The sequence below is a fragment of the Micromonospora sp. Mcm103 genome, assembly GCF_024519755.1.
Taxonomy (GTDB): Bacteria; Actinomycetota; Actinomycetes; order Mycobacteriales; family Micromonosporaceae; genus Micromonospora; species Micromonospora aurantiaca.
Genome location: NZ_JALJRJ010000004.1, coordinates 90,845 through 115,071, shown reverse-complemented (window position 1 = coordinate 115,071; position 24,227 = coordinate 90,845). Strand labels below are relative to the sequence as shown.

Here is a 24,227-nt window from a genome sequence, read left to right as displayed (position 1 = left end):
GCCAACTCGATGGGCAGCGTCCAGATCGTCACCACGATCCTCGCGGCCGCCATCACCGCTGTTGCGGTGTGGCTTGCGGTGCGCGCGGTCATGAAGATGACCGCGGTCATCCGGCTCGGCCAGCCCGCGCCGGAGCGGTTCGGCGACAAGGGCGCGCGTACGAAGAAGATGCTGGCGGAGACCGCCGGTCACACCCGCATGCTCAAGTGGAGCGTGGTCGGCGCCGCCCACTGGTTCGTGATGGTCGGCTTCATCGTGCTGTCGCTGCTGGTGCTGGAGGCCTACTTCGAGGTGGTCTCCACCGGCGGCGGGCTGCCGATCATCGGGCACTGGACGATCTTCGGCCTGGTCACCGAGTGGATCGGCATCCTCGGCCTGGCCGGCATCCTGGTGCTGATGGCGATCCGGCTGCGCAACCGGCCGGGACGCGCGGAGAACCGCTCCCGGTTCACCGGCTCGACCATGTGGCAGGGCTACTTCGTCGAGTGGGTCGTCCTGCTGGTCCTGATCTTCGGGTTCGTGATCCGCGGCTTCAAGGTCGCCACCGACCACTTCGAGTACCCGGTCTGGGCCGCCCCGCTCAGCCACGCGGTCGGCTCGGTCCTCCCGAACTGGGAGGCGGGCGTCAGCGTCGCCGCGCTCATCAAGATCGCCATCTCGATGACCTGGCTCATCGTGATCTCGCTTAATGTCACCATGGGCGTGGCCTGGCACCGTTTCCTGGCCTTCCCGAACATCTTCTTCAAGCGCGACCCGGAGAAGCCGGCCGGTTCCGGCCTGGGCCCGCTGCGCCCGATGACCAGCGAGGGCAAGCCGCTGGACTTCGAGGAGGCCGACCCGGAGAAGGACCAGTTCGGTGTCGCCCAGGTCGAGCAGTTCACCTGGAAGGGCCTGCTGGACTTCAGCACCTGCACCGAGTGCGGTCGCTGCCAGTCGCAGTGCCCCGCCTGGAACACCGGCAAGCCGCTGTCGCCGAAGCTGCTGGTGCTGAGCCTGCGCGACCACGCGTACGCCAAGGCGCCGTACCTGCTGGCCGGTGGCGGCAAGGACCTGACCGGCGAGGAGAAGGCCACGCAGGAGCAGCTGGCCGGCGTGGACGTGCTCGCGATGGCCGAGGCGGACCGGCCGCTGATCGGCACCGCCGAGGAGGGTGGTGTCATCGACCCGGACGTGCTCTGGTCCTGCACCACCTGCGGCGCCTGCGTCGAGCAGTGCCCGGTCGACATCGAGCACGTGGACCACATCGTCGACATGCGCCGCTACCAGGTGCTGATCGAGTCGAGCTTCCCGTCCGAGGCCGGCGTCATGCTCCGCAACCTGGAGAACAAGGGCAACCCGTGGGGCGCCCCGCAGAACACCCGCGAGGACTGGACCAAGGGCCTCGGCTTCGAGGTGCCGCGCGTCGGCGAGGTCGACGACTTCGAGTACCTGTTCTGGGTCGGCTGCGCCGGCGCGTTCGAGGACCGGGCCAAGAAGACCACCCGCGCGGTCGCCACGCTGCTGAACGAGGCGGGCGTCAAGTTCGCCATCCTCGGCGAGGGCGAGACCTGCTCCGGCGACCCGGCCCGCCGCATCGGCAACGAGTTCGTCTTCCAGATGCTGGCCCAGCAGAACGTCGAGACGCTGAACGAGGCGTTCGAGGGCCGGGAGAAGAGCAAGCGCAAGATCGTCGCTACCTGCCCGCACTGCTTCAACACGCTGGGCAACGAGTACGGCCAGCTCGGCGGCGAGTTCGAGGTCGTGCACCACACCCAGCTGCTGGCCCACCTGGTCAGCGCCGGCAAGCTCACCCCGGTGCAGCCGGTCGACGGCGGCGTGACCTACCACGACCCGTGCTACCTGGGCCGCCACAACCGGATCTTCGCCGCGCCGCGTGAGGTGCTCGGCGAGTCGACCCAGGGCGAGCTGACCGAGATGCCGCGCAACAGCGAGCGCTCCTTCTGCTGCGGCGCCGGCGGTGCCCGGATGTGGATGGAGGAGAAGATCGGCAAGCGGATCAACGTGGACCGGGTCGAGGAGGCCATGTCCACCGGGGCGAAGACCATCGCGGTCGGCTGCCCGTTCTGCTCGACGATGCTGAACGACGGCGTGAACGGCAAGGGCGCGGGCGAGCAGGTCGAGGTCGTCGACGTGGCGAGTGTGCTGCTGCGCTCGGTCAAGCCGGAGGCCCCGGCCGGTGAGCCGGAGGCCGCGCCGGCCGCGAGCTGAGGCGTACCCCGGCAGGAGCCGGACCACGACGGCGGCGGCACCCGTGCGGTGCCGCCGCCGTCGCGTTCAGCTGGTCGTGGTGGTCATGATGGCGGCGCTCGTCCCGGCCGTCATCGCGACCATCAGCGCGGCCTGCATCTCCTCGATCGCCTTCTTGGTGGCGGCCGACGCCCAGTCGCCGGCCGCGATCTCGTCGATGCGCGCCTTGACCCGCTCCTTCGGCATCTCGCGGAAGATCTTGCGGTCCAGGCCGACCGCGCGGGTCAGCGTGAGCAGCGCGGCGGTCCGGGCGTCGACCGGGCCGTCGGTGGTGAGCGCCGTCGCCATCCGCTCCCGGGCCGCGGTCTCCACCGCCGGCTCCGCGCCGGTCGGCGAGGGATAGCGGGTACGCGGGAAGACCAGCAGCACCCGGTCGGACTCCCGGCGCAGCACCCCGGCGTCGACGAGTGCGCCGAGCACCCGGTCCGGCAGGCCCTTGGCGAGCTTGCCGATCCAGTTCTTGGGCTTGCGGGGGCGGCCGGATCCCACAGTCGCCAGCGCCTCGTCCAGCAGCGGCACACCGGTCGGGGCGGGATCGGTCACCACGAGCCGCTCGTCCGCCACCTCCACCCGGCCGGCCAGGGCCAGTTCCAGCAGCACCGCCCCGGCGAGGCCGTAGCCGAGGTGCGGACTGCCGAGGCGGTTGACGCCGTCGTCGTCGTACGCGAGCAGGACCAGTTCGTCGGTGAGCAGCAGACCGTCCATGCACACCACGCTACGGGGGGTCCACCATCGGCGTCCGCGTGCCACAATCACGCGCATCGACGGCCTTCTGCTTCTGACGCTGTTGCCACTGGTCGGGTTCGTGCTGCTGACCGCCGGCAACGCGTTCTTCGTCGCGGCCGAGTTCGCCCTGGTCACCGTCGATCGGGCGGAGATCGACAGGCGGGCCGACGAGGGCGACGGCAGGGCCGCCACGGTACGCCGCGCGTTGCGCGAACTGTCCTTCCAGCTCTCCGGCGCGCAGCTCGGCATCACGCTCACCGCGTTGCTCACCGGCTACCTGGCCGAGCCCGCCCTGGCCCGGCTCTTCGCGCCGCTGCTGCGCCCGCTCGGCGGCGCGGAACGCTTCTCCGGCCTGCTCGCGCTGGCTCTCGCCACGCTCATCTCGATGCTGTTCGGCGAGCTGGTGCCGAAGAACCTCGCGCTCGCCCGTCCGATGCCGGCGGCGCTCGCCACCGCCGCGCCGATGCGGGCCTTCTCCCGCACGTTCGGCTGGCTGATCCGGCTGCTGAACGAGTCAGCGAACCGGCTGGTGCGCCGCCTCGGCGTGGAGCCGCAGGAGGAACTGGCGAGCGCCCGTTCCCCGGAGGAACTGGGCCTGCTCGCCGCGATCTCGGCCCGGGCCGGCGCGTTGCCGCCGGACACCGCGATGCTGCTGCGCCGCACCATCCGTTTCGGCGACAAGCGGGCCGCCGAGGCGATGACGCCCCGGGTCGACGTCACCGCGTTGCGGGCCACCACGACGGTCGCCGAGCTGCTGGAGGCGTCCCGGCGGACCGGCCGCACCCGGTTCCCGGTCTACGAGGAGACGCTCGACCTGGTCACCGGCGTCGCCGGGGTACCAGACGCGCTGGGCGTGCCGCTGGCCCGCCGCGCGGCCACCACTGTCGCCGCCGTGGCCCGGGAGCCGGTGTACGTGCCGGAGAGCCTGAACCTGAACGGGGTGCTGGCCGCGCTCAAGGCCGCCGGGGCGGACCTGGCGATCGTGGTGGACGAGTACGGCGGCACCGACGGCGTGGTGACCGTGGAGGATCTGGTCGAGGAACTGGTGGGCGAGATCGCCGACGAGTTCGACCCGGACGCGGTGGACGGCTTCGGGCCGGTGGAGCTGACCGTGCCGGGCGGCGAGCGCACCGTCCTGACCGACGGTGTGCTGCGCGCCGACGAACTGGTGGAGCAGACCGGGTTCCGGCTGCCCGACGGGCCGTACGAGACGCTCGGCGGGTTCCTCATGGCACGGCTCGGCCACATCCCGGTGCCGGGCGAGACGCTCGACGAGGCCGGGTACGAGTTCACAGTGGTGGAGGTCGACCGGCACCGGATCGAGCAGGTGCGGGTGGTACGCCCCGAGGAGCCCGACGACGGTGCCTGAACTACTCGTCGCGGTCGGGTTGCTGCTCGGTAACGCGTTCTTCGTGGGCAGCGAGTTCGCGCTGATCGCCTCCCGCCGTACGGTCATCGAACCGCTGGCGGCGACGTCGAAGCGGGCCCGGCTGGCGCTGGCGGCGATGAACCAGATCCCGCTGATGATCGCCGGGGCGCAGCTCGGCATCACCGTCTGCTCGCTGGGCCTCGGCGCGATCGCCGAGCCGGCGCTGGCGCACCTGCTGGAGCCGGCGTTCGCCGCGCTGGGGCTGCCCGCCTCGGCGGTGCACCCGGTGTCGTTCGTCATCGCGCTGGCGGTGGTGGTGTTCCTGCACACGGTGGTCGGCGAGATGGTGCCGAAGAACATCACGCTCGCCGGCCCGGAACCGTCGGCGCTCTGGCTCGGCCCGGCCATGCTGGCGTTCTGCCTGGCCACCAAGCCGCTGCTGCTGGCCATGAAGTGGGCGTCCCGGCAGGTGCTGCGGTGGTGGCGGGTGGAGGCGACAGACGCGGTGAAGACCGTGTTCACCGCCGAGGAACTGGCCGGGCTGGTCTCCCAGGCGCGTACCGAGGGGTTGCTGGACGCCGAGGAGCACGCCCGGATCACCGGCGCGCTGGCCCTGCACAGCCGTACCGCGGCGGACGCGCTGCAACCCTGGTCCACCGTCACCACGGTGGCCGAGGACGTCTCACCGGCGTCGCTGGAGGTGCTGGCCACACGTACCGGCCGGTCCCGCTTCCCGGTGGTGCAGCGGGCCACCCGCCGGGTGCTCGGTTTCGTGCACGTCAAGGACGTGCTCGGGTACGCCGGGGCGAGCCGCCGGGCACCGGTGCCGGCCGAGATCTACCGGCCGCTGGCGGTGGTGCCGCCGGACCGTACGCTCGCCGATCTGCTGCTCGCGATGCGCCGCGAACGCCGCCACATGGTGCTGGTCAGCGACGGACGCCGGCCGATGGGTGTGGTGACGCTCGACGACGTATTGACAGCCATCGTCGGAAGATGAATTGAATACCCTTGGTGTGCAACCGATTGCGGATACGTGATTGAACAAACGGTCGCCTTGATTCCACCGGACGCCTTCCCTAATGTGAGGCACCGACCGCTGTGGGTCGTCTGCCTCGATCTTCCCTCTCGCGAGGCGCCCGGCGGTCGGTTGCAAAGGAGTCCGTGCCGGTGGCAACCACGCCCCCTCAACGTCACGCCCCGAGCGCTCCACCCGGCCGGCGGGCCGGGTTCCGACGGGTGGTACACGGTCTGGTCACCCTGGTCGCGGCCGCCGCGGTCGGCGCCGGAATGCTGACCGCCCCGGCGCACGCGGCGCCGTCGGTGGACGAGATCGACGCGCAGATCGACAAGCAGTGGCAGCAGCTCGAACCCACCATCGAGCAGTTCAACAAGGTCCGCTCGCAGCTTCGCGCCAACCAGAAGAAGTCCAAGGCGCTGAAGGACAAGATGGTGCCGCTGGAGCTGGCCTCCACGCTCGCCATGAACAAGGTCGGCGACATCGCGGCCCGGTACTACATCCAGGGCCCGTCGCAGGAGCTGGGCGCGCTGCTGGTGAACTCCAAGCCGGGCGCGCTGGCCGAGCAGCTGGTCATGCTGGACCGGATCGCCGAGGACCAGCGCCGCCAGATCGCCGGTGTGCTCAAGGTGCGCGACGAGTACAACAAGCAGAAGGAGAAGCTCGACGCGCTGATCGCGCTGGAGACCAAGCAGCAGAACGATCTCGCGGCGAAGAAGAAGCAGATCGACTCGGAGATCAAGCGGCTGACCGCCATGCTGCCGGTGACCTCGATCCGCCCGGCGGGCTGCCCCAAGATCGACGGTGTGGTGAGCAGCGCCGCGCGGACCGCCATCAAGACGGCGTGCGCCCAGGTCGGTGACCCGTACGTGTGGGGCGCCACCGGCCCGAACTCGTTCGACTGCTCCGGCCTCACCCAGTACGCGTACAAGGCGGCCGGCATCTCGCTGACCCACTTCACCGGCGCGCAGTGGAACGAGGGCCGCAAGGTCTCCCGTTCCGAGGCGAGACCGGGTGACCTGGTGTTCTTCGGCTCCGACCTGCATCACGTCGGGCTCTATCTCGGTAACGGGGTGATGGTGCACGCGCCACGTACCGGTAAACCGGTCCAGGTGTCGAGCATCAGCACCCAGCCGCTCGCCGGCTTCGTCCGGGTCGCCTGACCCGAACCCCTGGCAGCGGAAAGGCCCCCGGTCCACGCGGACCGGGGGCCTTCCCGTGTGCGGTGCCGGGTCAGCGCGGCGTGCCGACCGGGGACGGCAGGACCAGCACGTCGTCCAGGTTCACGAACATGATCCGGTGACCGAACTGGACCTGCACGTAGCGGTTCTTGCCGCGGACCACGGTCCGGTCACCCGGGGCCGAACCGTCGAACGAGACCGCCCGGTAGTACTCGCCGGGCAGCACCCCGCCCACCGCGTACCGCTGGCCGGCGGCGAACGTGTACTGCAGCGGCGAGATGGTCTGGTACGGGATGGTGTCCGGGTAGGCGGCCTGCTCCGGGTAGGCCCGCCCGTACACCGGGATGGTGGCCTTGCCGGGCCGCGGGGTCACCACGAAGCCGGTGGCCCACTTGGCGGTCGGCGCGGAGGCCGGGTTGAGGAACCACGCCTTCTGGCCGAGGTACCAGATCGCCGTCCAGTCACCCTGGCGGCCGGCGAGCGCGTACGTCTGGCCGGCGGAGGCGCGGGCGCCGTGGTCGGAGATGTACATGGTGTCCGGCGTACCGTCCGGGCGCAGCCCGAGGTCGTTGACGAGCGGGGCGTCCGGGCTCGGCGCGGTCCGCAGGATCACCGCGGAGGAACCCCGCGACGGGCACGGCTCGGCCGGCGGCCGGGGCGTCGGGACACCGGGCGGCTGCTGGTTGCAGCCGGTGAACGCCGGCCGGTTGGTGGCGAAGTCCGGGTCGATGGTGACCAGGCCGGTACGGGGCGTGCCGGTGCTGCGGAACGGCGCCTTCATCAGGTCGAAGTAGTGCGACCAGTCCCAGTACGGTCCCGGGTCCCAGTGCATGCCGCCCACGTTGGCGGCGGTGATGCCGGGCACGTTGTCGTGGCCGATGATGTGCTGCCGGTCCATCGGGATGCCGAGCTTCAGCGCGAGGTGCCGCACCAGCTTGGCGGAGGTGCGGTACATCGCCTCGGTGTACCAGGTGCCCTGACCGGCGAAGCCCTCGTGCTCCAGGCCGATGGACTTGGCGTTGACGTACCAGTTGCCGGCGTGCCAGCCGACGTCCTTGGTCTTGATGTGCTGGGCGATGTAGCCGTCCACCGAGCGCAGCGTGTAGTGCCAGCCCAGGTAGTCGGCCCGCTTCACCAGGTCGACGCTCGGGCCGAAGTAGCCCTCGGTGTCGTGGATGACGATGTACTCGATCTTCTGCTGCTTCGGCCGGTCGCCCAGGTCGTGGTTGCCGTAGTCGCCCGGGTCGTCGCTGAGCTGCTCGTACGGCGCGGGGATCCACTCGCAGGCCAGCCGCACCGGGCACTCCAGCCCGTCCGGCCGCTCGGCGTTGCGCAGGCCGAGGCGGGCCAGCCGGGAACGGTCCGGCGTCGCGGCGGTGGCGGCGAGCGTGACCCGCTGGCCGTCGTCGGTGGTCCGGCTGGCGCCCTGGCCGAGCTGGTCGTAGACCTCGTCGGCGAAGGCCGCCGCGGCGTCCGAGGTGTCCGCGCCGGAGTACCGGGCCACCGCGGCGTACCAGGCCGCCGGGTCGGTGCCGGCGCCGACCGGCCCGCCCAGAGCCTTCTGGTACGACGCCAGCAGCGCCGCGCCACCGCGGATGTTCGCGGCCGGGTCGGTGCGCAGCGTGCCCGCGTCGAGCCCGGTGAGCGCGGCGGCGGCGTCGAGCGTCTGGAGCGAGGCGGGCGGCAGCGGGGTCTCCCGCTCCGGCGCGGCGGCGGTGGCCGGGTCGAGGTTCAGCGGCCGGGAGTCGTCGCCGCGCGGGTCCTCGTCCTCGTCGACGTGGGCGCTGCCCGGCATGGCGAGGATGTGCGCGGCGTCGGTCAGGTGCATCGGGCCGTAGCCGCCGCTGGTGCTCGGCTGCCCGGGGTGGGTGTCCCAGCGGGACTCCAGATAGGAGACGCCGAGCAGCACGTTCTGCGGCACGCCGTACTCGGCCGCCGCGGCGGCGTATTGTTGTTGCCTGTCGCTCGCGGGCGCGGACGTGTCCGGCGCGGCGGTCACCGGGCCGGTCGTCGCCAGCGCGGTGGCTGTCGCCACTGCGGCGGCGAGCAGTATCCGTCTGCCCGACGGCGGGGCGGAGAGGTGCATCGAACCTCCTGGACAGGGATGGGGGTCACTGCGTCTCCACCCTCACTCCGCACACCCACGGGGGTCAATACCTTTCCAGTGAGTAATCAGCCTTGAAAGAAAATTTCACCTCCGACCTGGGTGCGGCCCGTCATCGCGTACGGAGTGTCACGCCGCTGGAAGTTGCGGATCGATAACGGTGGTCCCTACTCTGGTGAATCGTCGGCCGCACGTCTCACCGTCCAACCCGGTCGGTGACGGTCCGACACCGCCGAGTCGCCTCCGGGCGAGCCGGGGAACCAGGTACCTGGGGTGAATCCGCAGCGATGCGGTAGGGCGGCTCCCTTCCCGCCCGAATCCGTCAGCTAACCCGGTAGGCGGTACGGAAGAAGGAGTACGGACGCCCGGTGGCACTCCATGCCCCGCGGCCGTCGTCGAGCCGGTCGGTCGACCGGTCCACGGCTGTGCCGCGTACCCGCTGGTCCCGCTTCACCACAGCCCTCGCCGCCCTCGTCGGCACCGCAGTCGTCCTGACCGGCGGCGCCACGGCGGCACACGCCGAACCCTCGGTCGCCGAGATCGAGGCCCAGATCGACCGCGACTGGAACAAGCTCGAACCGGTCATCGAACAGGTGAACGCCGTACGCGAGCAGCTCGCCGCGCGGCGCAAGCAGGCCGACGTGCTCGGCCGGCAGATCGCACCCCTCCAGGCCCGGGTGGACGCCGCACTCGGTCAGGTCGGCGGGCTCGCCGCCGACGCCTACAAGGGCGACAACCTCTCCACAGTGAACGCGCTGCTGGGCAGCCGCTCACCCGGTGACCTGGTCACCGGCCTGGAACTGCTCGACCGCTTCGCGCACCGCCAGCACGAGCAGGTGCGCTCCGTCGCCGCGCTGCGCGACGAGCTGGCGGCGAAGAAGAAGCCGCTGGACGAGATGATCGCCGGGCTGGCGCGTACCGAGGCCCAGCTCGCGGCGAAGAAGAAGCAGATCGACGCCGAGATCGCCAAGTTGGAGAAGCTGCGGCTCAAGGTGTACGGCAAGGGCGGCGGCGGCCCGCTGCGCCCGGCGCCGTGCCCGGCCGGCTACCCCGGCGGCCCGGCCGGTGCGGCGGTCAAGTTCGCCTGCGCCCAGATCGGCAAGATCTACGTCTGGGGCGCGGCCGGGCCGGACCACTTCGACTGCTCGGGCCTCACCATGGCGGCTTGGGCCAAGGGCGGCGTCTCGCTGCCGCACAGCGCACGCCAGCAGCACGGCGTGACGAAGCGGATCAGCCGGGCCGAGCTGCGCGCCGGTGACCTCGTCTTTTACTACGGCGACCTGCACCACGTGGCGATGTACGTGGGCGACGGCTGGGTGGTACACGCCTCCCAGTCCGGCAAGCCGATCACCATGAAGCGGGTCGACGACGGCGACATCAACAGCTACGGCCGTCCCGGCTGAGGTGTAAGGAAGGGCCCCCCTCTTAACGCCTCCGGTAGAGGAGGGGGCCCCTATTAACAACTGCGGGCGTCGTCAGCGCGTCGGCCAGGTGCGCCAGCTCTGCCAGGACCGGCTCGGCGTCGGACCGCGCTGCCCCTGGTAACGCGAGCCGTAGACGGCCGAGCCGTACGGGTGCTCGGCCGGCGAGGAGAGCCGGAAGATGCAGAGCTGCCCGATCTTCATGCCCGGCCAGAGCGTGATCGGCAGGTTCGCCACGTTCGACAGCTCCAGCGTGACGTGGCCGGAGAAGCCGGGGTCGATGAAACCTGCTGTCGAGTGCGTCAGCAGCCCCAGCCGCCCCAGGCTCGACTTGCCCTCCAGCCGGCCGGCGAGCTGGTCACCCAGCGAGATCACCTCAAGCGTGGAGGCGAGCACGAACTCGCCCGGGTGCAGCACGAACGGCTGCCCCTCCGGCACCTCCACCATCGACGTCAGGTCGTCCTGCTGCACCGACGGGTCGATGTGTGTGTAGAGGTGGTTGTTGAAGACCCGGAACAGCCGGTCCAGGCGTACGTCGATGCTCGACGGCTGCACCAGCGTGGGCTCGAAGGGCTCCAGCGCGAGCGTGCCGGCCTTGATCTCGGAGATCAGGTCGCGGTCGGAGAGCAGCATCGGAACACCATAGCGACCGGTACGGGTGACCTGCGTGTCGCACTACATCTTCGTACATGTGTTCGATAGAGTGTCCACATGGCTTCCTGGTCCGAATTCGCCGCCGACGAGCCCCGCCTCGCCGACGAGATCCGCCTCCTGATGCAGCAGTACGGGCCGGGCTTCGGCTACCTCGCCACGGTCCGCGCCGACGGTGGCCCCCGGGTCCATCCCGTGTCCCCGGTGATCACCGACGACGGCCTGTGGTGCTTCGTCATCGACTCGCCGAAGCGCCGCGACCTCGAACGCGACGGCCGCTACGCGCTGCACTCGTTCCCGCCGGAGGAGAGCGATGACGAGGCGTACATCGCCGGGCGCGCACGACCGGTGACCGACCCGGCCACTGTGACGCGGCTGGCCCGGATCGCCCGCGCGTCGCCGCAGGGCGACTGGCGGCTGTTCGAGTTCACCGTCGAGGCGGCGATGCTGACCCGGCGTGACCCGGTGGCCCAGCCCGGCGCCCCCCCGCCGCAGGTGCGGGTCTGGCTCGACCCGCGCGGAGCCGAACCGGCCCGGCGGGAGCCGGTGGCCGCGGAGGCCCGGCGCGGCCGGCACGGCTTCGACACCCGCCGTCCGGCCGCCTGACCCGGCCCACGACGAACGGTGCCGGCCCGTCCGAGGACAGGGCCGGCACCGGTACGCGGTACGACAGGTCAGGCTGCGCGGTAGGCGTTCCACGCGGTGAGCATGCGGCTCGCCTGGCCGGCGGTGAACTGGTACATGCAGGAGTCGTACGTGTAGTCCATGAAGTTGGTGATCGGGTCCTTGCCGGCGGTCGAGCAGGTGTCGCGGCCGGTCGGGCACTGGTACGCCGGGGACGCCTCGGCCGGGGTGTCGGAGACGCTGTCGCCCGAGCCGGAGCAGCCGCCCTGGAAGGTGTGGTAGAGGTTCAGCCAGTGGCCGACCTCGTGGGTGCCGGTGTCACCCTGGTTGTAGTTGGTCGCGGTGCCGCCGGGCAGCGACTCGTTCAGGACCACCACGCCGTCCATCTTGTCCAGCGTCCGCTTCGGGAACGTCGCCCAGCCCAGCAGGCTGTCGCTCAGCTCGCCGAGGTAGATGTTCAGCGTGTTCTTGCCGCCCTCACGCAGCGAGGTCTTCATCGAGCGCTCGGCGGAGGAGCCCTGCACGATCGGGTACCACGACGGGTTCGTCACCCGGTTGATCTTCGTGAGCTGGAACCCGAACGCGGTGGCGGCGCCGCCGGTCGAGCCCGCGTACGCCTGGTTCAGCACGGTGATCTGCTGGTTGATCATCGAGTCGGTGATGTTGCCGCCGGCCCGGGTGCTGTTCTCCTGGATGACGTGCACGACGACCGGGATCGTCACGGTGGCCAGCGGAGCGACGGCGCCGGTCCGGAAGCTGGCCCGCTCGCGCTGCGCGGCGGCGAGGTCGGCCTCGCGGTCACGGACCTGCTTGGCGGTCAGGTGGTTGGGGTCCAGCTTGGCGTTGCCGCCCTTCGCGACGCGAGCGTTCGCGTGCTCGTCGGCGTGGGCGTCGGCCGGCTCGGCGCAGACGCCGGCCGGGGCGGCCGAGAAGGCCGAAGCAGCGGGGACGACGCCGACGGCGGCGGTGCTGAGCAGCAGCGCGAGGGTCGACGTCGCGACACCGGCGGTACGCCGGGTCAGCAGGTTGGGACGGAGTCCCATGGGCCCACCTCTTTCTGACGGCGTGGCAGGGGGTGTGTCACGCCGGTTCGGAAACGTGGGGCAGACGTTACATCCCATCGACGCATTTGAGAACGCCCATACGTTTCCGACGTGCAACTTCGCGCCAGCCGGCTCCGGTGGGTGCTTGATCCACTCCAGTTCGGGGAGGTGGCGGGGTCAACCGCCCGCCGATGCCGCCACCTCGCCGAGGTGGCGCGTGCACCTGACTGCACGGGGGTGGGGGGCTTCAGGTAGAGTGGTGCCGCTGCGGGTGTAGTTCAATGGCAGAACATCAGCTTCCCAAGCTGACAGTGCGGGTTCGATTCCCGTCACCCGCTCCAACGTGAGGCCCCAGCTCAGGACAGGTTTCCTGGTTGGGGCCTCAGTCGTTGCTACCGCTTCTTGTGCTGGCCGTGCCCGCTACGTGCCCGATCACGGCCCTTCTTGATCTGCTCGCTGAGCCCGCTCGCGATGTGCTCGTCGCGCTCCTTGGCGGTGTGCTGGTAGATCAATGCCGCGCGAGTCGAGGCGTGACCCATCCTGGCCATGAGGTCGGCCAGGCTCGCCCCGGTCCGTGAGGCGAGGGTGTTGCCTGTGTGCCGCAGGTCGTGGAAGTGGAAGCCGGGCAGGCCGACCGCCGCCACGGACATCCGCCAGTTGCTGGTGCGCTGAAAGTTGGAGCAGCTTGCGCCGGGTGACCGGTTCCCCACCGAAGGCGAGCTTTCCGACCACTACGGCATCAGCCGAAACACCGTGCGTCTCGCCTTGGACGTCCTCCGCAATGAAGGGCTCATCGTGTCCCGACGCGGACGCGGCAGCTTCGTACGCTCCGAGCCGCCCATGCGCTACTACGCCTCGCTCACTGGCTCCCGTCGCAAACGGTTGGAGGCCGACCGGCGACGAGACACCTTCAGCCAGCAGATCGAAGCCCAGGGTAAGACGCCTCGACAAGTCAGCACCGTCGAGGTTGTGCCCGCGAGCGACGAGATCGCCTCACACTTGCAGCTCCGGCCCGGCGATCCCGTAGGTGTGCGGCGCAGGGTTATGTACGCCGACGATCAGCCGCTACAACTCGGTGACAGCTACTACCCGCTGAACATCGTGCGAGACAGCAAGATCATGAACCCGGCCGACATCGTCGAAGGCACGGATCAAGTGCTCGAAGACTTGGGCCACATCCCGACGCGCTATGAGGACGAGATCACCTGGCGGATGCCGAGCGCGGACGAGGCCACGAAGCTTCACCTCGGTCCGGCAACGCCAGTCGGCCGACTCCTGCGAACCAGCTTCGACCAGGAGGACCGACCGATCGAGGTGTATCAAGTGATCCTGCCCGGAGACCGTCACGTTCTGCTCTACGAGGTTGACGCCGAATGAAGCCAACACCGGTGACATTGACGGGCCGCCTGATCCGACTCGAACCGCTCGGACCGCAGCACGCCGCCGATCTGCTGGCAGCCGCAGCGCACGACGAAATCTGGACGTACCTCGACGAGCCCACGCCTCGCACCAGCGAGGCGATCAACGCCTTCATCAGCGACGCGCTACGGGATCAGGAAAGTGGGCAACGACTCCCATTCGCCGTGGTGGACCTGCACAGCGGGAAGGCGATCGGAAGCACGAGCTACATCGACATCCGCCCGAACGATCGCACGCTAGAGATCGGCTGGACCTGGCTCACGCCCAGCTCCTGGGGAACCGGTGCCAACACCGAAGCCAAGTTCCTCCTGATGCGGCACGCGTTCGAGGTGCTCGGCGTCGGACGAGTAGCGATCAAGACCGACCTACGGAACACAAGATCACAGCGCGCCATCGAACGGCTCGGAGCACACCGGGAAGGCGTGTGGCGCAACCACCGTCTACTCAGCACCGGCCGATACCGCGACAGCGTCTACTACAGCGTCATCGACTCCGAATGGCCCACCGTCCGCGACAAGCTCGCACCAGCAGTCCAGTAGATCAAACGACCAGGCCAGCGGCCGACTGCCGACAATGCGGTGAGAACTTTCTGTACGTCTTCAAGGCGGCCCGCAACGGGCCGCACGCGCCGCCGCCTGGGCGCGCGCCGGCCGCTGCCGCTGTCGCTCTGCGGCCGTCACGCCTGACGCCCGGCGGCTGGCGCGGACAGCGGGAAGCCCGGAGGGCCGCCGCAGAAACGACAGGGATCGTTGACCGGTGAGAGGTGGGCCGGCAGCCGGCCGGGCCGCGCGGCCACGAGCCCGCGCGGCGTAGGGGAGCGCACGCCGGCCGCGTCGGCGAGCTGGCGGCGGTCGCGGGGCTGCGGTTACTGCGCCTCCGGCGGGGGCGCTCCGGCTCCAGGATGGCCGGGCTGCGCCAGCGGGTCACGGTCCGTGGGTGGTTGCGGTAGGCCATCCCGCCTGCCCTCGACCCGGGCAAGCCGAGCAGACCCCCGCCCGACCCGCCAGCGTCCGAACGTGCGTCAAGGTCCGCTTGACGTGGCGGGCCGGGCGGTGGCCCGCTCCACAGGAGTGCGGGTCGAGGGCAGACGGGATGGCGCACTGGGCTCTTCGGGAGGACCGTAAGTGCCATCATGAAAGCCAAGTTCGCTTTGCATCGCAGCAAGAAGGCTGACGTAGTCATTGCCTTCGCTAGTAGGTGGACGCTTCTGATTCATGAGTGCATGTTGAGTAAGGGTGAGATCGAAGTAAACGGCAGACGCTTTATAGAATATCGTTTTTGATGCAACCAGTCGGGCCCGGTCGAGAATCTCGTGGAACTTGTCTTCCGCGCTCCTCCACTCATCAACTTCTGCATCTGGGAAGCGTTTAGGAGACCCGTCAAGAGTGGAGAATGCCAGGTCGAGCCTTGTTTTCCAATCATGAAGCGAGGCCAGTAGTTCCGTGTACACATCTCTGCGCAACTCAAGTTGACGCTCACGAGACTCTTGCTGCCACTGGTCGTACCGGCTCTGTCGTTCGCGCTCCCAGCGCAGGTCTTCTGCCTCTCGCTCCCTCTCCCATTTGAGGTCTTCTCGCTTTGCGGCGAAAATCTGGGCGAACATCGAGGCAGCCAAGGTTCCGCCCACGCCTACGGCCGCGACCGCGAGCGGCACCCATAAGGGGGTTGATGGCATCCACTCATTGTGCCCCGGCGGGTCAACTGCGAAGAGATGATCGCCCGGTTGCCCGCTAGACCGCTCTTCCGCGACGAGGGGGCAGGCGATCGGCCTGCTGACCTGCCCCCGGAGATGGCGGCTCAGCCGGCGAGCATCGCTAAGAGGCCGGCGACGGCCGCCGTGAGAGTCGCGAGGGCTGTGACCAGCCCCGTAACGGCTGTGAGGTAGCCGATCCGACGTGTGTGCTGGTCTTCGTTCTCCTTGGCCCGGCCATGTCGGGTTGCTAACCTGGGCACTCGACCTCCCTACCTGGTTCGTTGCGCGCGGATCAACACGGAGTTCGCTGCGGCACCCGTTTGCGAGACGGGTGCCGCTCCGTGTCTCTAGAGGTTGTACACGACGGGGTCTGACAGATTCGCCGTCGTGGCCCTCTTGGGTGATCGAAGCACCCCGTGACCAGGTAGTTCAACAATGGCGGTGGACAAGTCTCGGGACAACCTGTGGACATGTGGCGCGAACAGGTGTGCTAGATGGGGGCTCTCCTGTGGACAGTCAGTGACAAAAGTGACGCGGCGTCGCCATGAGCAGGGAAAACGCCATTCACAGGCTGTGGACAACAAGTTTCGGAAAGATGTGGAACAAAAGCCACGCTCCGGCGTGTCCTTGACGACTGACCTGGGGAAAACCCCACCGTTGCTGCGCCGTTGGGCATGTTGGCGAACAGGGTGTGGAGGCACGTCGAACAGACTGCTCACCTTCCGTTGGCTCATCGTGACGGTGAGGGTCCGAGGTGGTCAGTGGAAAGTCAGCACGAGGTCTGGCATCCGGTGTGACTGCTTGACCAAATACGCCAAGGGCTGAGTGCTCGGTAGCAGTGCATGCCACTTGTTGACAGCGGCCAGCACCCGCACTCCACCTTTGCAAGGCAGGGACAGCGAAGTCGATCGTCAGCCCGACGAGGCGGCGGAGCTGCACGGCCTGCACAGGCGGATCGGCCCCCACTGCTCATCCATGAGGTCATCCCAGAAGTCGGTTCTCGGCACCGCCGGCATCACGTCGGCTCCACAGAGGGCCGTGAACGCGTCGTCTGTAACGGCGTGGCCAACCATCTCACGCAGCGGCAAGGAGTGATCCGCTCGCACCGCCTCAACTTGGCGTGTGTCTGCGGGCGTCAGCGCCAGGACGAACTTGATCCGCTTACGCACACCAGGAGGGTAGCGAGACCGTGCCCGATCCGTGCCCGATGGAGCGGTCAGCAGCGGTCAACAGCGGCCCCTTGCGCGATATCGACCGATCCCTTCCATCCTCGATATCCAGGCGGCACGGTTGCTCAGCAGCGTGATCAATCCGATTCCCAAGCTGACAGTGCGGGTTCGATTCCCGTCACCCGCTCCACGCGAGAGGCCCTGGTCAGGACGCAAGTTCCGGCCAGGGCCTTCGACGTTCCGCGATCATCGATCACGCGACGTGCCATTGGCGTGCCATTAGGCCTCGGTGTGCTCGCGTGCCGCTTGCGAGGGGGCGTACGCCTGCTGGCCGATGTCGCCCCGGTTGTCCTCTGCGGGCAGCCGGGATGTGCCGCTGCCTTGCGCGAGGCGTCTCAGGGCGCGCGCCAAGATCTTCCAAGGCAGCAGAGCTTCACCCCAGCTACGGACGTCGAACGACTCGATGACTCTCGGTGCCCTCTCGAACAAGGATTCACCGTTGGGAAGGCGGGCCAGAGACCGACAAAGAGCAGCCAGGTGGCGAAGGTGAGGTAAAGAAGGCCAGCTAGCAGGAGTACGAACGCTCCAACAGCGTAGAGCGCGACTGCGTCCATGACGTCAGATCCTTTAGCTACGTCGAGTAATGATGAGCGGCGATGTTGGCCCGTACTTTGCAGCCAACTTGGCGACCGTGTGAGGTCGCAGCAGCCTCCCTCCGTCGCCCAGCTTCCTGTCGCCTGTTTTCCATCAACACCTCGACGTGGCGTCGATATGGAGCGCCCGTCCCACCCAGACCAAGCTTGGTCAAGCTGCGGTGCGAGAACTCCATAACGAGTCACGTCGTGCTCACCGCAGCATGCCACATGTTCATTACCTTCTTCCATGGCTGGACAATGACGGCGTGGCTTCACCGGCTCTTCTTGCTCTTCTTCCCGGATTTGCCCTTAGCCCCGTGCGAGCCTCCAGCCGGCTTGGCGCCCTTTCGTTCAGCGCGCACCGCTATGTGCAGGGCCAGCGCGATGGCGCGGTCGGCCTCTGCGGTCGCGTGCTGGTAGATCAGCGCGGCCTGCGGCGAGTCGTGGCCCATCCGGGCCATCAAGGCGCCGCGCTCCGCACGGCGCGGGCGCGGTGAGCCCGTCCGGCGGCAAGCCGCCCCGACCGCCTGCGGCGCCGGGGCGGAGAGCCGCCGATATCCGCCGGCTGGCCGCGCCCCATGATGAAGGATCCGAGCGACGATCAGCACCAGGCCGTGACGATCGCCTGAGTGGTCCTTCGTCGTCCAACTTCCGGCGATCGACTGCCGCGTCGGCTACGCCGACTTGCCCCCGAACCCACTACGCGGCGTGGGCGGGTGGTGAGGGCTGGTCTCGAAGCCTGCCCATCCGCGATCGGTCACAGCAGCGGCAGCTGCCAGGGCACGACCGCATCCTCCGGTCAGAACTCCTCATCCTCGTCGTCAGAGGGAGCAGGGTGCCCGCTGTATGCCTCCCATGCCTCCCGCAGGGCCATGAAGGCTGGCTCGTATGCGGTGTGCTCGGTGAGGTGGTCGGCGAACTGGCGGTAATCGCTGCCGGTGGTAGGCCAGCAGTCGTCGTCAGCGGCGTCGCGGGCCAGGTCACCGATCGGGTGGTTGGCGTCAGCGTGGCCCGCAAGCCATGCGGTGAAGCTGCCGTTTGGCGCAGGCAACTTGGGCGGGGTGAGGGCGACGCCTAGCGCGGGATTGGGGGAGCCGGGATGCACCCGCACCGGCACGCGCGCGAGGTAGGCGGCGGCGATCATGGCGCCGTTGGTGACGTACCCGATCCCAGCGCGTTCTCCGTCGTGCTTCAACCCGTACGAGGTGGGCCAGGGCCGGTCGCCGGCGGGGTATAGGGTGCGCAGCCAGGCGTGTGCCGTGCGCACCTGTTCGAGGTTGTCGGCGAGTGCGGCTCGATCGGCGGCGTGGTCAAAGTCGGCCGCGGAGTACTTGCCGTACCCGTAGTTGCAGAGCATCGGGTGGGCGTCCATGACCCGTGTGAGGTCGGCGTGGCTGGGTTGATCTGCGGTCACGTTTCCCTCAGAGGTCGGTGGTTGAGTGCCGGGTTGAGCATGCTGGATCGGTGGAATCTTCGCGACCGTGGCGCGCCGGAAGGTGACGTCAGTGTCACGCATGGTTGGTCACAGTGGCGTGTTGGTCGTGCCATTGGCGTGCCATTAGGCCAGGACAACCAAGGTCAACCGAGGCCAACAGGGACCGTCGTGACCAGGCAGCCGACTCCATGACCTGCCGCCCATCGGCAATTCCCAAGCTGACAGTGCGGGTTCGATTCCCGTCACCCGCTCCAACGTGAGGCCCCAGCTCAGGACAGGTTTCCTGGTTGGGGCTTGAAGGCGTCCGGGAACGATGTCGGCGAGCTGGAGGACCTGGGCGACGGTGGCGGCCGCTCCCTCTGCGAGCTGAGTCCGTCAGTGATGTGCTCGTCGCGCTCCTTGGCAGTGTGCAGTGAAAGCCGGACGCTGCGGCCCGCTCCCCAGACGGGCGGGTCGGCGGTAGACGGGATGGCGGCGGGTTGTCTCCGGTTTGACAGGATTCAAGGCGTGGCTGATCGAGCGTCGAGATTCGTGCGTCGTGGGCCGGAGGGTGGGCCGTATGCGTGTCCGTGCTGCCAGTGCCTCACGCTCGACGAGCGTGGCATGCATGGGATCTGTCTGGTGTGTTTCTGGCAGGATGACGGGACAGATGACCTCAGCGCCGACGAGTTGAGCGGGCCGAACGGGCTGACCCTGACCGAGGCGCGGGAGAACTTCGAGCGATTCGGTGCCTGTGCCGAGCTGCGATCGGACTGGCCTGAGCAGTTCGAAGAATTGCGGAGCCGGCTCGCTGATGGGATGCCGGTGGATGCAGCCATTGCTCTGATGCGCGAGCGTGGCCTGGGCTGGCTGGAGTCGAAGAAACTTCTGTGGCACCTGGTGGTGCCGGATGTTCGCGCGGTAAGGCTGCTGATTGAGAGAAGCGCTACTTGGGCTGATCGTCGTTCGAGAGCTGGCCGGCATGGGCGGCAAGGGGCGTGACCGCAGGTGTGGGAGCTGATGAACGGTCGCGCACACTGATGACTCGGGATGAGGCCATCGCCCTCGTCGAGCGGATCATGAGTGTTGACTACGCGGATGACGATGAGTTGGGCGGATGGCTGGACCAACTTGAGCGGGGCCTCGTCTGTCCAGGCGGCTATGTCTCCAACCTGATCTACTGGAGCGACCCCGAGTTGACGGCTGCTGAGGTGGTCGACCGCGCCTTGGCCTACCAGCCGATCCAGATGCGGTCCACGCCATGGGCGTAGCCGTCGCGGGGGCGCGAAGTCAGGCCAGGGCCTTCCGTACGTCACTCAGGCCACGGGCGCCCGGCGCGCCACCGCGAGAGCGGCTTGTCGTACCGCTCGGAATCGGGCAGGCTGAACCGGCTGATGTCCTCGAGCAGCTCGGCCGACGCGTCGTACTCGCGCAGGACGGCCGGCGCGTGCCGTATCACCCACAGTTGCAGCGCGGGGGCCCACGCGTCGATGCCGTGCGAACTCGACCACGGGAGCGCGTCGCCCCCCAGGTCGTACATCCACGCATCCATGGCCTCGACCAGCTGTCGCCTGGCCGGCTCGTCGGCCAGCGCCTCCGCCCAGTCGGCCAACCACGGCGTGAGCCGGGTGGTGGCCTCGGCGAGGAAGGACAGGGCCGCATGTGCGGGCACGTTCGCGTCGGGCTCGACCAGGACGTGCACCCACCAGACGTTCAGGAACCTCCGCAGGGCGGCCTGCTGCTCCCTCGGCCACTCGTGCCAGGGAGAGACGGCGAAGAAGCGGGCCAGACTGTCCAGCCCTTCCGTCGCCACTATTCGGCCGTCCACGAGGCGCTCAGTCACCTGGGGCAGGATCCGGCGTAGCAGCGGGCCGGGATAGCGCCAGTCCGTGGTCCAGTACGTGCGACGGAGCAGGTCTTCGTCGAGCGGCACGTCCGGCGTCTTCAGCAGTGCCAGTTCCTCCGCGCTGCCCCAGTGGCACTCGCAGTTGGACTCCTGCTCGTGGGCCGTCATGCCCTGGAACGCGACGGTTACACCCGTCAGCGCCTCGTCCAGGAGGCCGCTTGTCTCAGTCCGATCGGGGATCATGGCGAATCCACCTTCGAGGACTCCGGAGGCATACGCCTGCCGAAGAGATGACCTTACTGTGGAGACGGGGCGGGGCGTGCACCCGATCTACGATCATCTGCCGGAGGTCGCCGAATGACACCGAGCGCTTCGCCGACGACGGACCGGCTCGCCGTCCTGCTCGACTGGGACGGGTCGGCGGGAATCGAGGTCGACTGGCCGGCCCTCACCGAGGCCGCCGGCCACCCCTTTCCCGAGGACTACCGACGCTTCGTCGAGCGCTTCCCACACGGCAACCTCGGCTTCCTGGAAGTGCTTCATCCTTCCGACTGGGGCGTACCGGACTTCCTCCTGTACGCGCGGAACTGGCATCACGCGATGAACGAGAGGGCGGAGTGCACGGGAGGGTTCCCGTACCACTTCGGCACCTCACCGGGAGACCTCCGGGTCTGGGGAGCCGTGAACCTCGACTATCTGCTCTGCTGGCACCTGGACGACGGCCCTCCCGAGCAGTGGCCGACGGTGGTCTGCGATACCGCCCTGATCGATCCGCCCGAGCCCTACGCCGGCACCGCCACCGCATTGCTTGCCGAGATCGCTGAACTGAGGAACCCGGTGCCGGTGATCGGGTACGTCACGGAGATCGACGGGGTGCCCTTCAGGTTCGTCCGGCACGAGTAGATCGGCTCGGTGGCGGCGATGAGTTGCGGGTCGTTGACGGGTCTGACGGGGGACGAGCGGTGACCGGAGGAGCAGACCCATGGGCAAGTTGATCGTGACCGAGTTCCTGACCCTCGACGGCGTGGCGCAGGCGCCCGGCGAACCCGACGAGGATCGCGAGGGCGGCTTCAGCCACGGCGGCTGGCAGATGCCGCTGCTCGACGACAAGTCCGGCGCGGTGATGTTCCAGCAGGCCAGCAGCATGGACGCGCTGCTGCTGGGCCGCAAGACGTACGACATCTTCGCCGGCTACTGGCCCCAGGCGCCAGCGGACATCCCCTTCACCGGCCTGCTGAACGGCGTACCGAAGTACGTGGCCAGCCGTACGCTCGCCGACCCGCTGGCCTGGGAGAACTCGTCGCTGGTTAAGGGTGACCTCGCCGAGCGCGTCACGGAGATGAAGGCCCGCCACGACGAGGTGCACGTGATCGGCAGCCTGGACCTGGCGCAGTCGCTGCTGCGCCTCGGCCTTGTCGACCGGCTCAACCTGTGGGTGTACCCGGTCGTGCTCGGTACCGGCAAGCGCCTGTTCGGCGAGGGGACGGTGCCGAGCGCGCTGCGGCTCACCGAGTCGGTCACCCACGCCCACGGCACGCTGCAACTGACGTACGAGCCGGCCGGCGCGCCCGCCTACGGGGACGCGGCCGCGTAGGGCGCACGGAGGTCGAGCACGTGCCGCAGGCCGGGCTCCCCGTCCAGTTCCACTCGATGATCCGGCACGAAACCGGCGCGACGGAGCACCGCCAGCGAGGCCGGGTTCGCCAGCGCCGCCGAGGCGACCAGCCGCCGCAGCCCGTACTCGGTGCGGGCCAGTTCGCAGACGCGCCGTACGCCTTCACTCGCGAGCCCGCGCCCGGCGGCGCGTTCGGCCACCCGGTAGCCCAGCTCGGCGCTGCCGTCTGCGACGTCGACCAGGTTGAACCGCCCGAGCACGGCGCCGTGGTCGCCGACCAGCACGTGGAAGTGGCAGGTGCCGCGTTCCTGCTCGTCCAGCAGGGCCGCGTGCCGGGCGGCGTAGCCGGTGAAGAAGTCGTCGCCCCGGTCGGGGACGTACCGGGCGAAGTAGGCCCGGTTCTCCCGCTCGAACCGCAGTACGGCGGGGGCGTGGTGGGCGGCGAGACGTTCCAGCTCCGGCATCGGCCCAGGTTAGGCGTCGGCCGGGTAGCAGCGCAGTTCGATTGTGTTGCCGTCCGGGTCGCTGACGTAGATCGAGGTGGCGGTGCCGCGCGCGCCGAAGCGCGGGACCGGGCCGGTCAGCACGGTGAACACCCCGGAGTCGACCACCCGCTGCCAGTCGACCGGCTCCACCACGAGGCAGAAGTGGTCCACGTTGGACCCGCCCGGCTCGCCCTTGATCAGGTCGATGATGGTGCCGGCGTCGACGCGTACGGAGGGGAACGGCACCTCGCCGGCCCGCCACCTGTCGACCCGCACCGGGGCCAGGCCGAGCGTGCCGCAGTAGAAGTCGAGGGAACGCTCGACGTCGCTCACCGAGAGGACGAGGTGGTCGAAACCGGTCACCGTCACGAGATGGTTGTGCATGCGTCAACCCTGGTCCGGCGCGCCGCCGGGACCAAGCCCGATCCGGACTACGATCGTTGACCCGCAGGCAACGACGGAGGTGGTCCGGTGCTGGAGCGGTACGAGATCGAGACGTTCCTGACCCTGGCCGAGGAACTGCACTTCGGGCGGACCGCCGAGCGCCTGCGGGTGAGCACCGGCCGGGTCAGCCACGTGGTGCGCAAGCTGGAACGCCGCATCGGCGCGCCGCTGTTCGAGCGGACCAGCCGGGTCGTCCGGCTCACCCCGATCGGCGCCCGCCTGGCCGACGAGATGCGCCCGCTGGTGGCCGGCATCGAGGCGGCGGTGCAGCGGGCCGTCGACGCCGGGCGCGGGCTCACCGGCGAGCTGCGGGTGGCGTACGTGGGTGAGTCGACAGCTCCGGTGCTGCTGCGCGCGGTGGCCCTGTTCACCGAGCGCCATCCGGACTGCGAGGTGCACGTGCACGAGGCGCCGCTGGCCAGCACCCGGTCGAGTCTGCTGGACGGCACGATCGATGTGCTGATCGCCTCGTACCCCTTCGACGGCATGGCGAACGGCCCGGTGCTGCTGCGCGAGCGCCGGGTGCTCGCGGTGGCCGCGGGCCATCCGCTCGCGGCCGAGGAGTCGGTGTCGCTGGAGGTGCTCGGCGACCATCCGGTGGTGCAGTACCCGGCGGTGACCTCGGCCGCGTTCAAGCAGGACCGCACGCCGGACCGCACCCCGTCCGGCCGCCCGGTGCCGAAGGGCCCGGTGGGCGGCAGTTTCTCCGAGATGCTGGCGCTCGTCGCGCTGGGGCGCGGGGTGCTGCCGGTGGGTGAGCAGGCCCGGCAGTTCTACGCCCGCCCGGACGTGGCATACGTGCCGATCCACGACGCGCCGCCGATCTGTCGCGGTCCGGTGTGGCCGGCCGGGAACACCACCACCCGGGTACGCGAGTTCGTCCGCGCGGCTGCCGACGCCAACCCGCTGCCGCCGGACTGACCCCGTCGCACCCGGCTGGCAGCATCGGCGGATGCGGGACGAGATCCGGGAACTGGTCGAGGAACTGCCACCGGGGTTCGCGGGCATCCGCTGGTGGACGCCGGCCGAGGTGAACGAGGCGCCGACCGGCACGATCGAGCCGCATCTGGGCCGGATGCTCGCCAAACTGGCGGCAACGACGCCTTGACCCGTCCCCTGCGGCAAG

Annotated in this window: 26 protein-coding genes, 1 tRNA gene and 1 riboswitch; of the genes, 15 read left to right on the top strand and 12 right to left on the bottom strand. The window is 69.2% G+C overall.

The window, feature by feature from the left end; genetic code table 11:
* Positions 1-9: 9 nt before the first annotated feature.
* Positions 10-2,208, top strand: a complete 2,199-nt coding sequence (locus OC439_RS07725) for a (Fe-S)-binding protein (RefSeq protein WP_262012848.1) — start codon at positions 10-12, stop codon at positions 2,206-2,208.
* A gap of 66 nt (positions 2,209-2,274) precedes the next feature.
* On the opposite strand, the gene OC439_RS07720 is transcribed toward OC439_RS07725, so the two are convergent.
* On the bottom strand, positions 2,275-2,952 hold the full coding sequence (locus OC439_RS07720; protein WP_262012847.1) for a GOLPH3/VPS74 family protein: 678 nt from the start codon (positions 2,950-2,952) through the stop codon (positions 2,275-2,277).
* Between the two features lie 82 nt (positions 2,953-3,034).
* Here OC439_RS07720 and OC439_RS07715 point away from each other — a divergent pair, with 82 nt between their 5' ends.
* From OC439_RS07715 to OC439_RS07705, 3 genes are all read left to right on the top strand, one after another.
* Complete coding sequence (locus OC439_RS07715) at positions 3,035-4,342, top strand: hemolysin family protein (protein ID WP_262012846.1); 1,308 nt, start codon at positions 3,035-3,037, stop codon at positions 4,340-4,342.
* A complete protein-coding gene (locus OC439_RS07710) occupies positions 4,335-5,339 on the top strand; it encodes a hemolysin family protein (RefSeq protein WP_013283320.1) in 1,005 nt (334 codons plus the stop codon). The genes OC439_RS07715 and OC439_RS07710 overlap by 8 nt, the downstream gene beginning before the upstream one ends.
* Positions 5,340-5,509: 170 nt before the next feature.
* Positions 5,510-6,520 carry a C40 family peptidase gene (locus OC439_RS07705; protein WP_135242665.1) on the top strand — a complete coding sequence of 337 codons (1,011 nt, stop codon included), beginning with the start codon at positions 5,510-5,512 and terminating at the stop codon, positions 6,518-6,520.
* 70 nt (positions 6,521-6,590) lie between these two features.
* Here OC439_RS07705 and OC439_RS07700 read toward each other — a convergent pair whose 3' ends face one another.
* Positions 6,591-8,624 (bottom strand): N-acetylmuramoyl-L-alanine amidase, encoded by a 2,034-nt coding sequence (locus tag OC439_RS07700; protein WP_262012845.1) that lies wholly within the window; start codon positions 8,622-8,624, stop codon positions 6,591-6,593.
* Between the two features lie 238 nt (positions 8,625-8,862).
* A riboswitch (cyclic di-AMP (ydaO/yuaA leader) is annotated at positions 8,863-8,997 on the top strand.
* A 13-nt stretch (positions 8,998-9,010) separates the two neighbouring features.
* Here OC439_RS07700 and OC439_RS07695 point away from each other — a divergent pair.
* Positions 9,011-10,045: an NlpC/P60 family protein gene (locus OC439_RS07695; RefSeq protein ID WP_262012844.1), complete on the top strand. Its 1,035-nt coding sequence runs from the start codon at positions 9,011-9,013 to the stop codon at positions 10,043-10,045.
* Positions 10,046-10,117: 72 nt separating this feature from the next.
* Here OC439_RS07695 and dcd read toward each other — a convergent pair whose 3' ends face one another.
* Positions 10,118-10,696 carry a dCTP deaminase gene (gene dcd, locus OC439_RS07690; protein WP_043327610.1) on the bottom strand — a complete coding sequence of 193 codons (579 nt, stop codon included), beginning with the start codon at positions 10,694-10,696 and terminating at the stop codon, positions 10,118-10,120.
* A 78-nt stretch (positions 10,697-10,774) separates the two neighbouring features.
* Here dcd and OC439_RS07685 point away from each other — a divergent pair, with 78 nt between their 5' ends.
* Positions 10,775-11,320, top strand: a complete 546-nt coding sequence (locus tag OC439_RS07685) for a pyridoxamine 5'-phosphate oxidase family protein (RefSeq protein WP_262012843.1) — start codon at positions 10,775-10,777, stop codon at positions 11,318-11,320.
* A 68-nt stretch (positions 11,321-11,388) separates the two neighbouring features.
* Here OC439_RS07685 and OC439_RS07680 read toward each other — a convergent pair whose 3' ends face one another.
* Positions 11,389-12,381: a zinc metalloprotease gene (locus OC439_RS07680; RefSeq protein WP_262012842.1), complete on the bottom strand. Its 993-nt coding sequence runs from the start codon at positions 12,379-12,381 to the stop codon at positions 11,389-11,391.
* Positions 12,382-12,648: 267 nt separating this feature from the next.
* Here OC439_RS07680 and OC439_RS07675 point away from each other — a divergent pair.
* Positions 12,649-12,722: transfer RNA gene (locus tag OC439_RS07675), tRNA-Gly, on the top strand.
* 51 nt (positions 12,723-12,773) lie between these two features.
* Here the strand turns inward: OC439_RS07675 and OC439_RS07670 are convergent.
* Positions 12,774-13,031 carry a tyrosine-type recombinase/integrase gene (locus tag OC439_RS07670; protein WP_410054896.1) on the bottom strand — a complete coding sequence of 86 codons (258 nt, stop codon included), beginning with the start codon at positions 13,029-13,031 and terminating at the stop codon, positions 12,774-12,776.
* A 25-nt stretch (positions 13,032-13,056) separates the two neighbouring features.
* Between OC439_RS07670 and OC439_RS07665 the strand changes: the two genes are divergently transcribed.
* Positions 13,057-13,758 (top strand): GntR family transcriptional regulator, encoded by a 702-nt coding sequence (locus OC439_RS07665; RefSeq protein WP_262012841.1) that lies wholly within the window; start codon positions 13,057-13,059, stop codon positions 13,756-13,758.
* Positions 13,755-14,339: a GNAT family N-acetyltransferase gene (locus tag OC439_RS07660; protein ID WP_262012840.1), complete on the top strand. Its 585-nt coding sequence runs from the start codon at positions 13,755-13,757 to the stop codon at positions 14,337-14,339. Before OC439_RS07665 ends, OC439_RS07660 begins: the two co-directional genes overlap by 4 nt.
* Before the next feature lie 482 nt (positions 14,340-14,821).
* Here the strand turns inward: OC439_RS07660 and OC439_RS07655 are convergent, their stop codons facing one another.
* From OC439_RS07655 to OC439_RS07640, 4 genes are all read right to left on the bottom strand, one after another.
* Entirely contained in the window at positions 14,822-15,475 is a 654-nt protein-coding gene (locus OC439_RS07655) for a hypothetical protein (protein ID WP_262012839.1), read from the bottom strand.
* Positions 15,476-16,404: 929 nt separating this feature from the next.
* Positions 16,405-16,662, bottom strand: a complete 258-nt coding sequence (locus OC439_RS07650) for a hypothetical protein (RefSeq protein WP_262012838.1) — start codon at positions 16,660-16,662, stop codon at positions 16,405-16,407.
* 907 nt (positions 16,663-17,569) lie between these two features.
* Positions 17,570-17,749, bottom strand: coding sequence for a hypothetical protein (locus tag OC439_RS07645; RefSeq protein WP_262012837.1), 180 nt, complete (start codon positions 17,747-17,749; stop codon positions 17,570-17,572).
* A 347-nt stretch (positions 17,750-18,096) separates the two neighbouring features.
* Entirely contained in the window at positions 18,097-18,813 is a 717-nt protein-coding gene (locus OC439_RS07640; protein ID WP_262012836.1) for a YozE family protein, read from the bottom strand.
* Positions 18,814-19,113: 300 nt separating this feature from the next.
* On the opposite strand from OC439_RS07640, the gene OC439_RS07635 reads away from it, so the two are divergent.
* A complete protein-coding gene (locus OC439_RS07635) occupies positions 19,114-19,713 on the top strand; it encodes a CPCC family cysteine-rich protein (protein WP_315985917.1) in 600 nt (199 codons plus the stop codon).
* Positions 19,710-19,982 carry an e9imm peptide gene (locus tag OC439_RS07630; protein ID WP_262012835.1) on the top strand — a complete coding sequence of 91 codons (273 nt, stop codon included), beginning with the start codon at positions 19,710-19,712 and terminating at the stop codon, positions 19,980-19,982. The genes OC439_RS07635 and OC439_RS07630 overlap by 4 nt, the downstream gene beginning before the upstream one ends.
* Before the next feature lie 41 nt (positions 19,983-20,023).
* Here the strand turns inward: OC439_RS07630 and OC439_RS07625 are convergent, their stop codons facing one another.
* The gene (locus tag OC439_RS07625; RefSeq protein ID WP_262012834.1) at positions 20,024-20,800 is read right to left on the bottom strand and encodes a hypothetical protein; all 777 of its coding nucleotides are present in this window, start codon (positions 20,798-20,800) and stop codon (positions 20,024-20,026) included.
* A 114-nt stretch (positions 20,801-20,914) separates the two neighbouring features.
* Here OC439_RS07625 and OC439_RS07620 point away from each other — a divergent pair, with 114 nt between their 5' ends.
* Positions 20,915-21,460 carry a hypothetical protein gene (locus tag OC439_RS07620; RefSeq protein WP_262012833.1) on the top strand — a complete coding sequence of 182 codons (546 nt, stop codon included), beginning with the start codon at positions 20,915-20,917 and terminating at the stop codon, positions 21,458-21,460.
* Between the two features lie 79 nt (positions 21,461-21,539).
* Positions 21,540-22,151, top strand: coding sequence for a dihydrofolate reductase family protein (locus tag OC439_RS07615; RefSeq protein ID WP_262012832.1), 612 nt, complete (start codon positions 21,540-21,542; stop codon positions 22,149-22,151).
* On the opposite strand, the gene OC439_RS07610 is transcribed toward OC439_RS07615, so the two are convergent.
* Positions 22,130-22,636 carry a GNAT family N-acetyltransferase gene (locus tag OC439_RS07610; RefSeq protein ID WP_262012831.1) on the bottom strand — a complete coding sequence of 169 codons (507 nt, stop codon included), beginning with the start codon at positions 22,634-22,636 and terminating at the stop codon, positions 22,130-22,132. The genes OC439_RS07615 and OC439_RS07610 overlap by 22 nt on opposite strands.
* Before the next feature lie 9 nt (positions 22,637-22,645).
* Entirely contained in the window at positions 22,646-23,041 is a 396-nt protein-coding gene (locus OC439_RS07605) for a VOC family protein (protein WP_262012830.1), read from the bottom strand.
* An 87-nt stretch (positions 23,042-23,128) separates the two neighbouring features.
* Between OC439_RS07605 and OC439_RS07600 the strand changes: the two genes are divergently transcribed.
* Together OC439_RS07600 and OC439_RS07595 are read left to right on the top strand one after the other, a co-directional pair.
* Positions 23,129-24,022: a LysR family transcriptional regulator gene (locus OC439_RS07600; protein WP_262012829.1), complete on the top strand. Its 894-nt coding sequence runs from the start codon at positions 23,129-23,131 to the stop codon at positions 24,020-24,022.
* A gap of 31 nt (positions 24,023-24,053) precedes the next feature.
* A complete protein-coding gene (locus OC439_RS07595; RefSeq protein ID WP_262012828.1) occupies positions 24,054-24,209 on the top strand; it encodes a hypothetical protein in 156 nt (51 codons plus the stop codon).
* Positions 24,210-24,227: the final 18 nt, after the last annotated feature.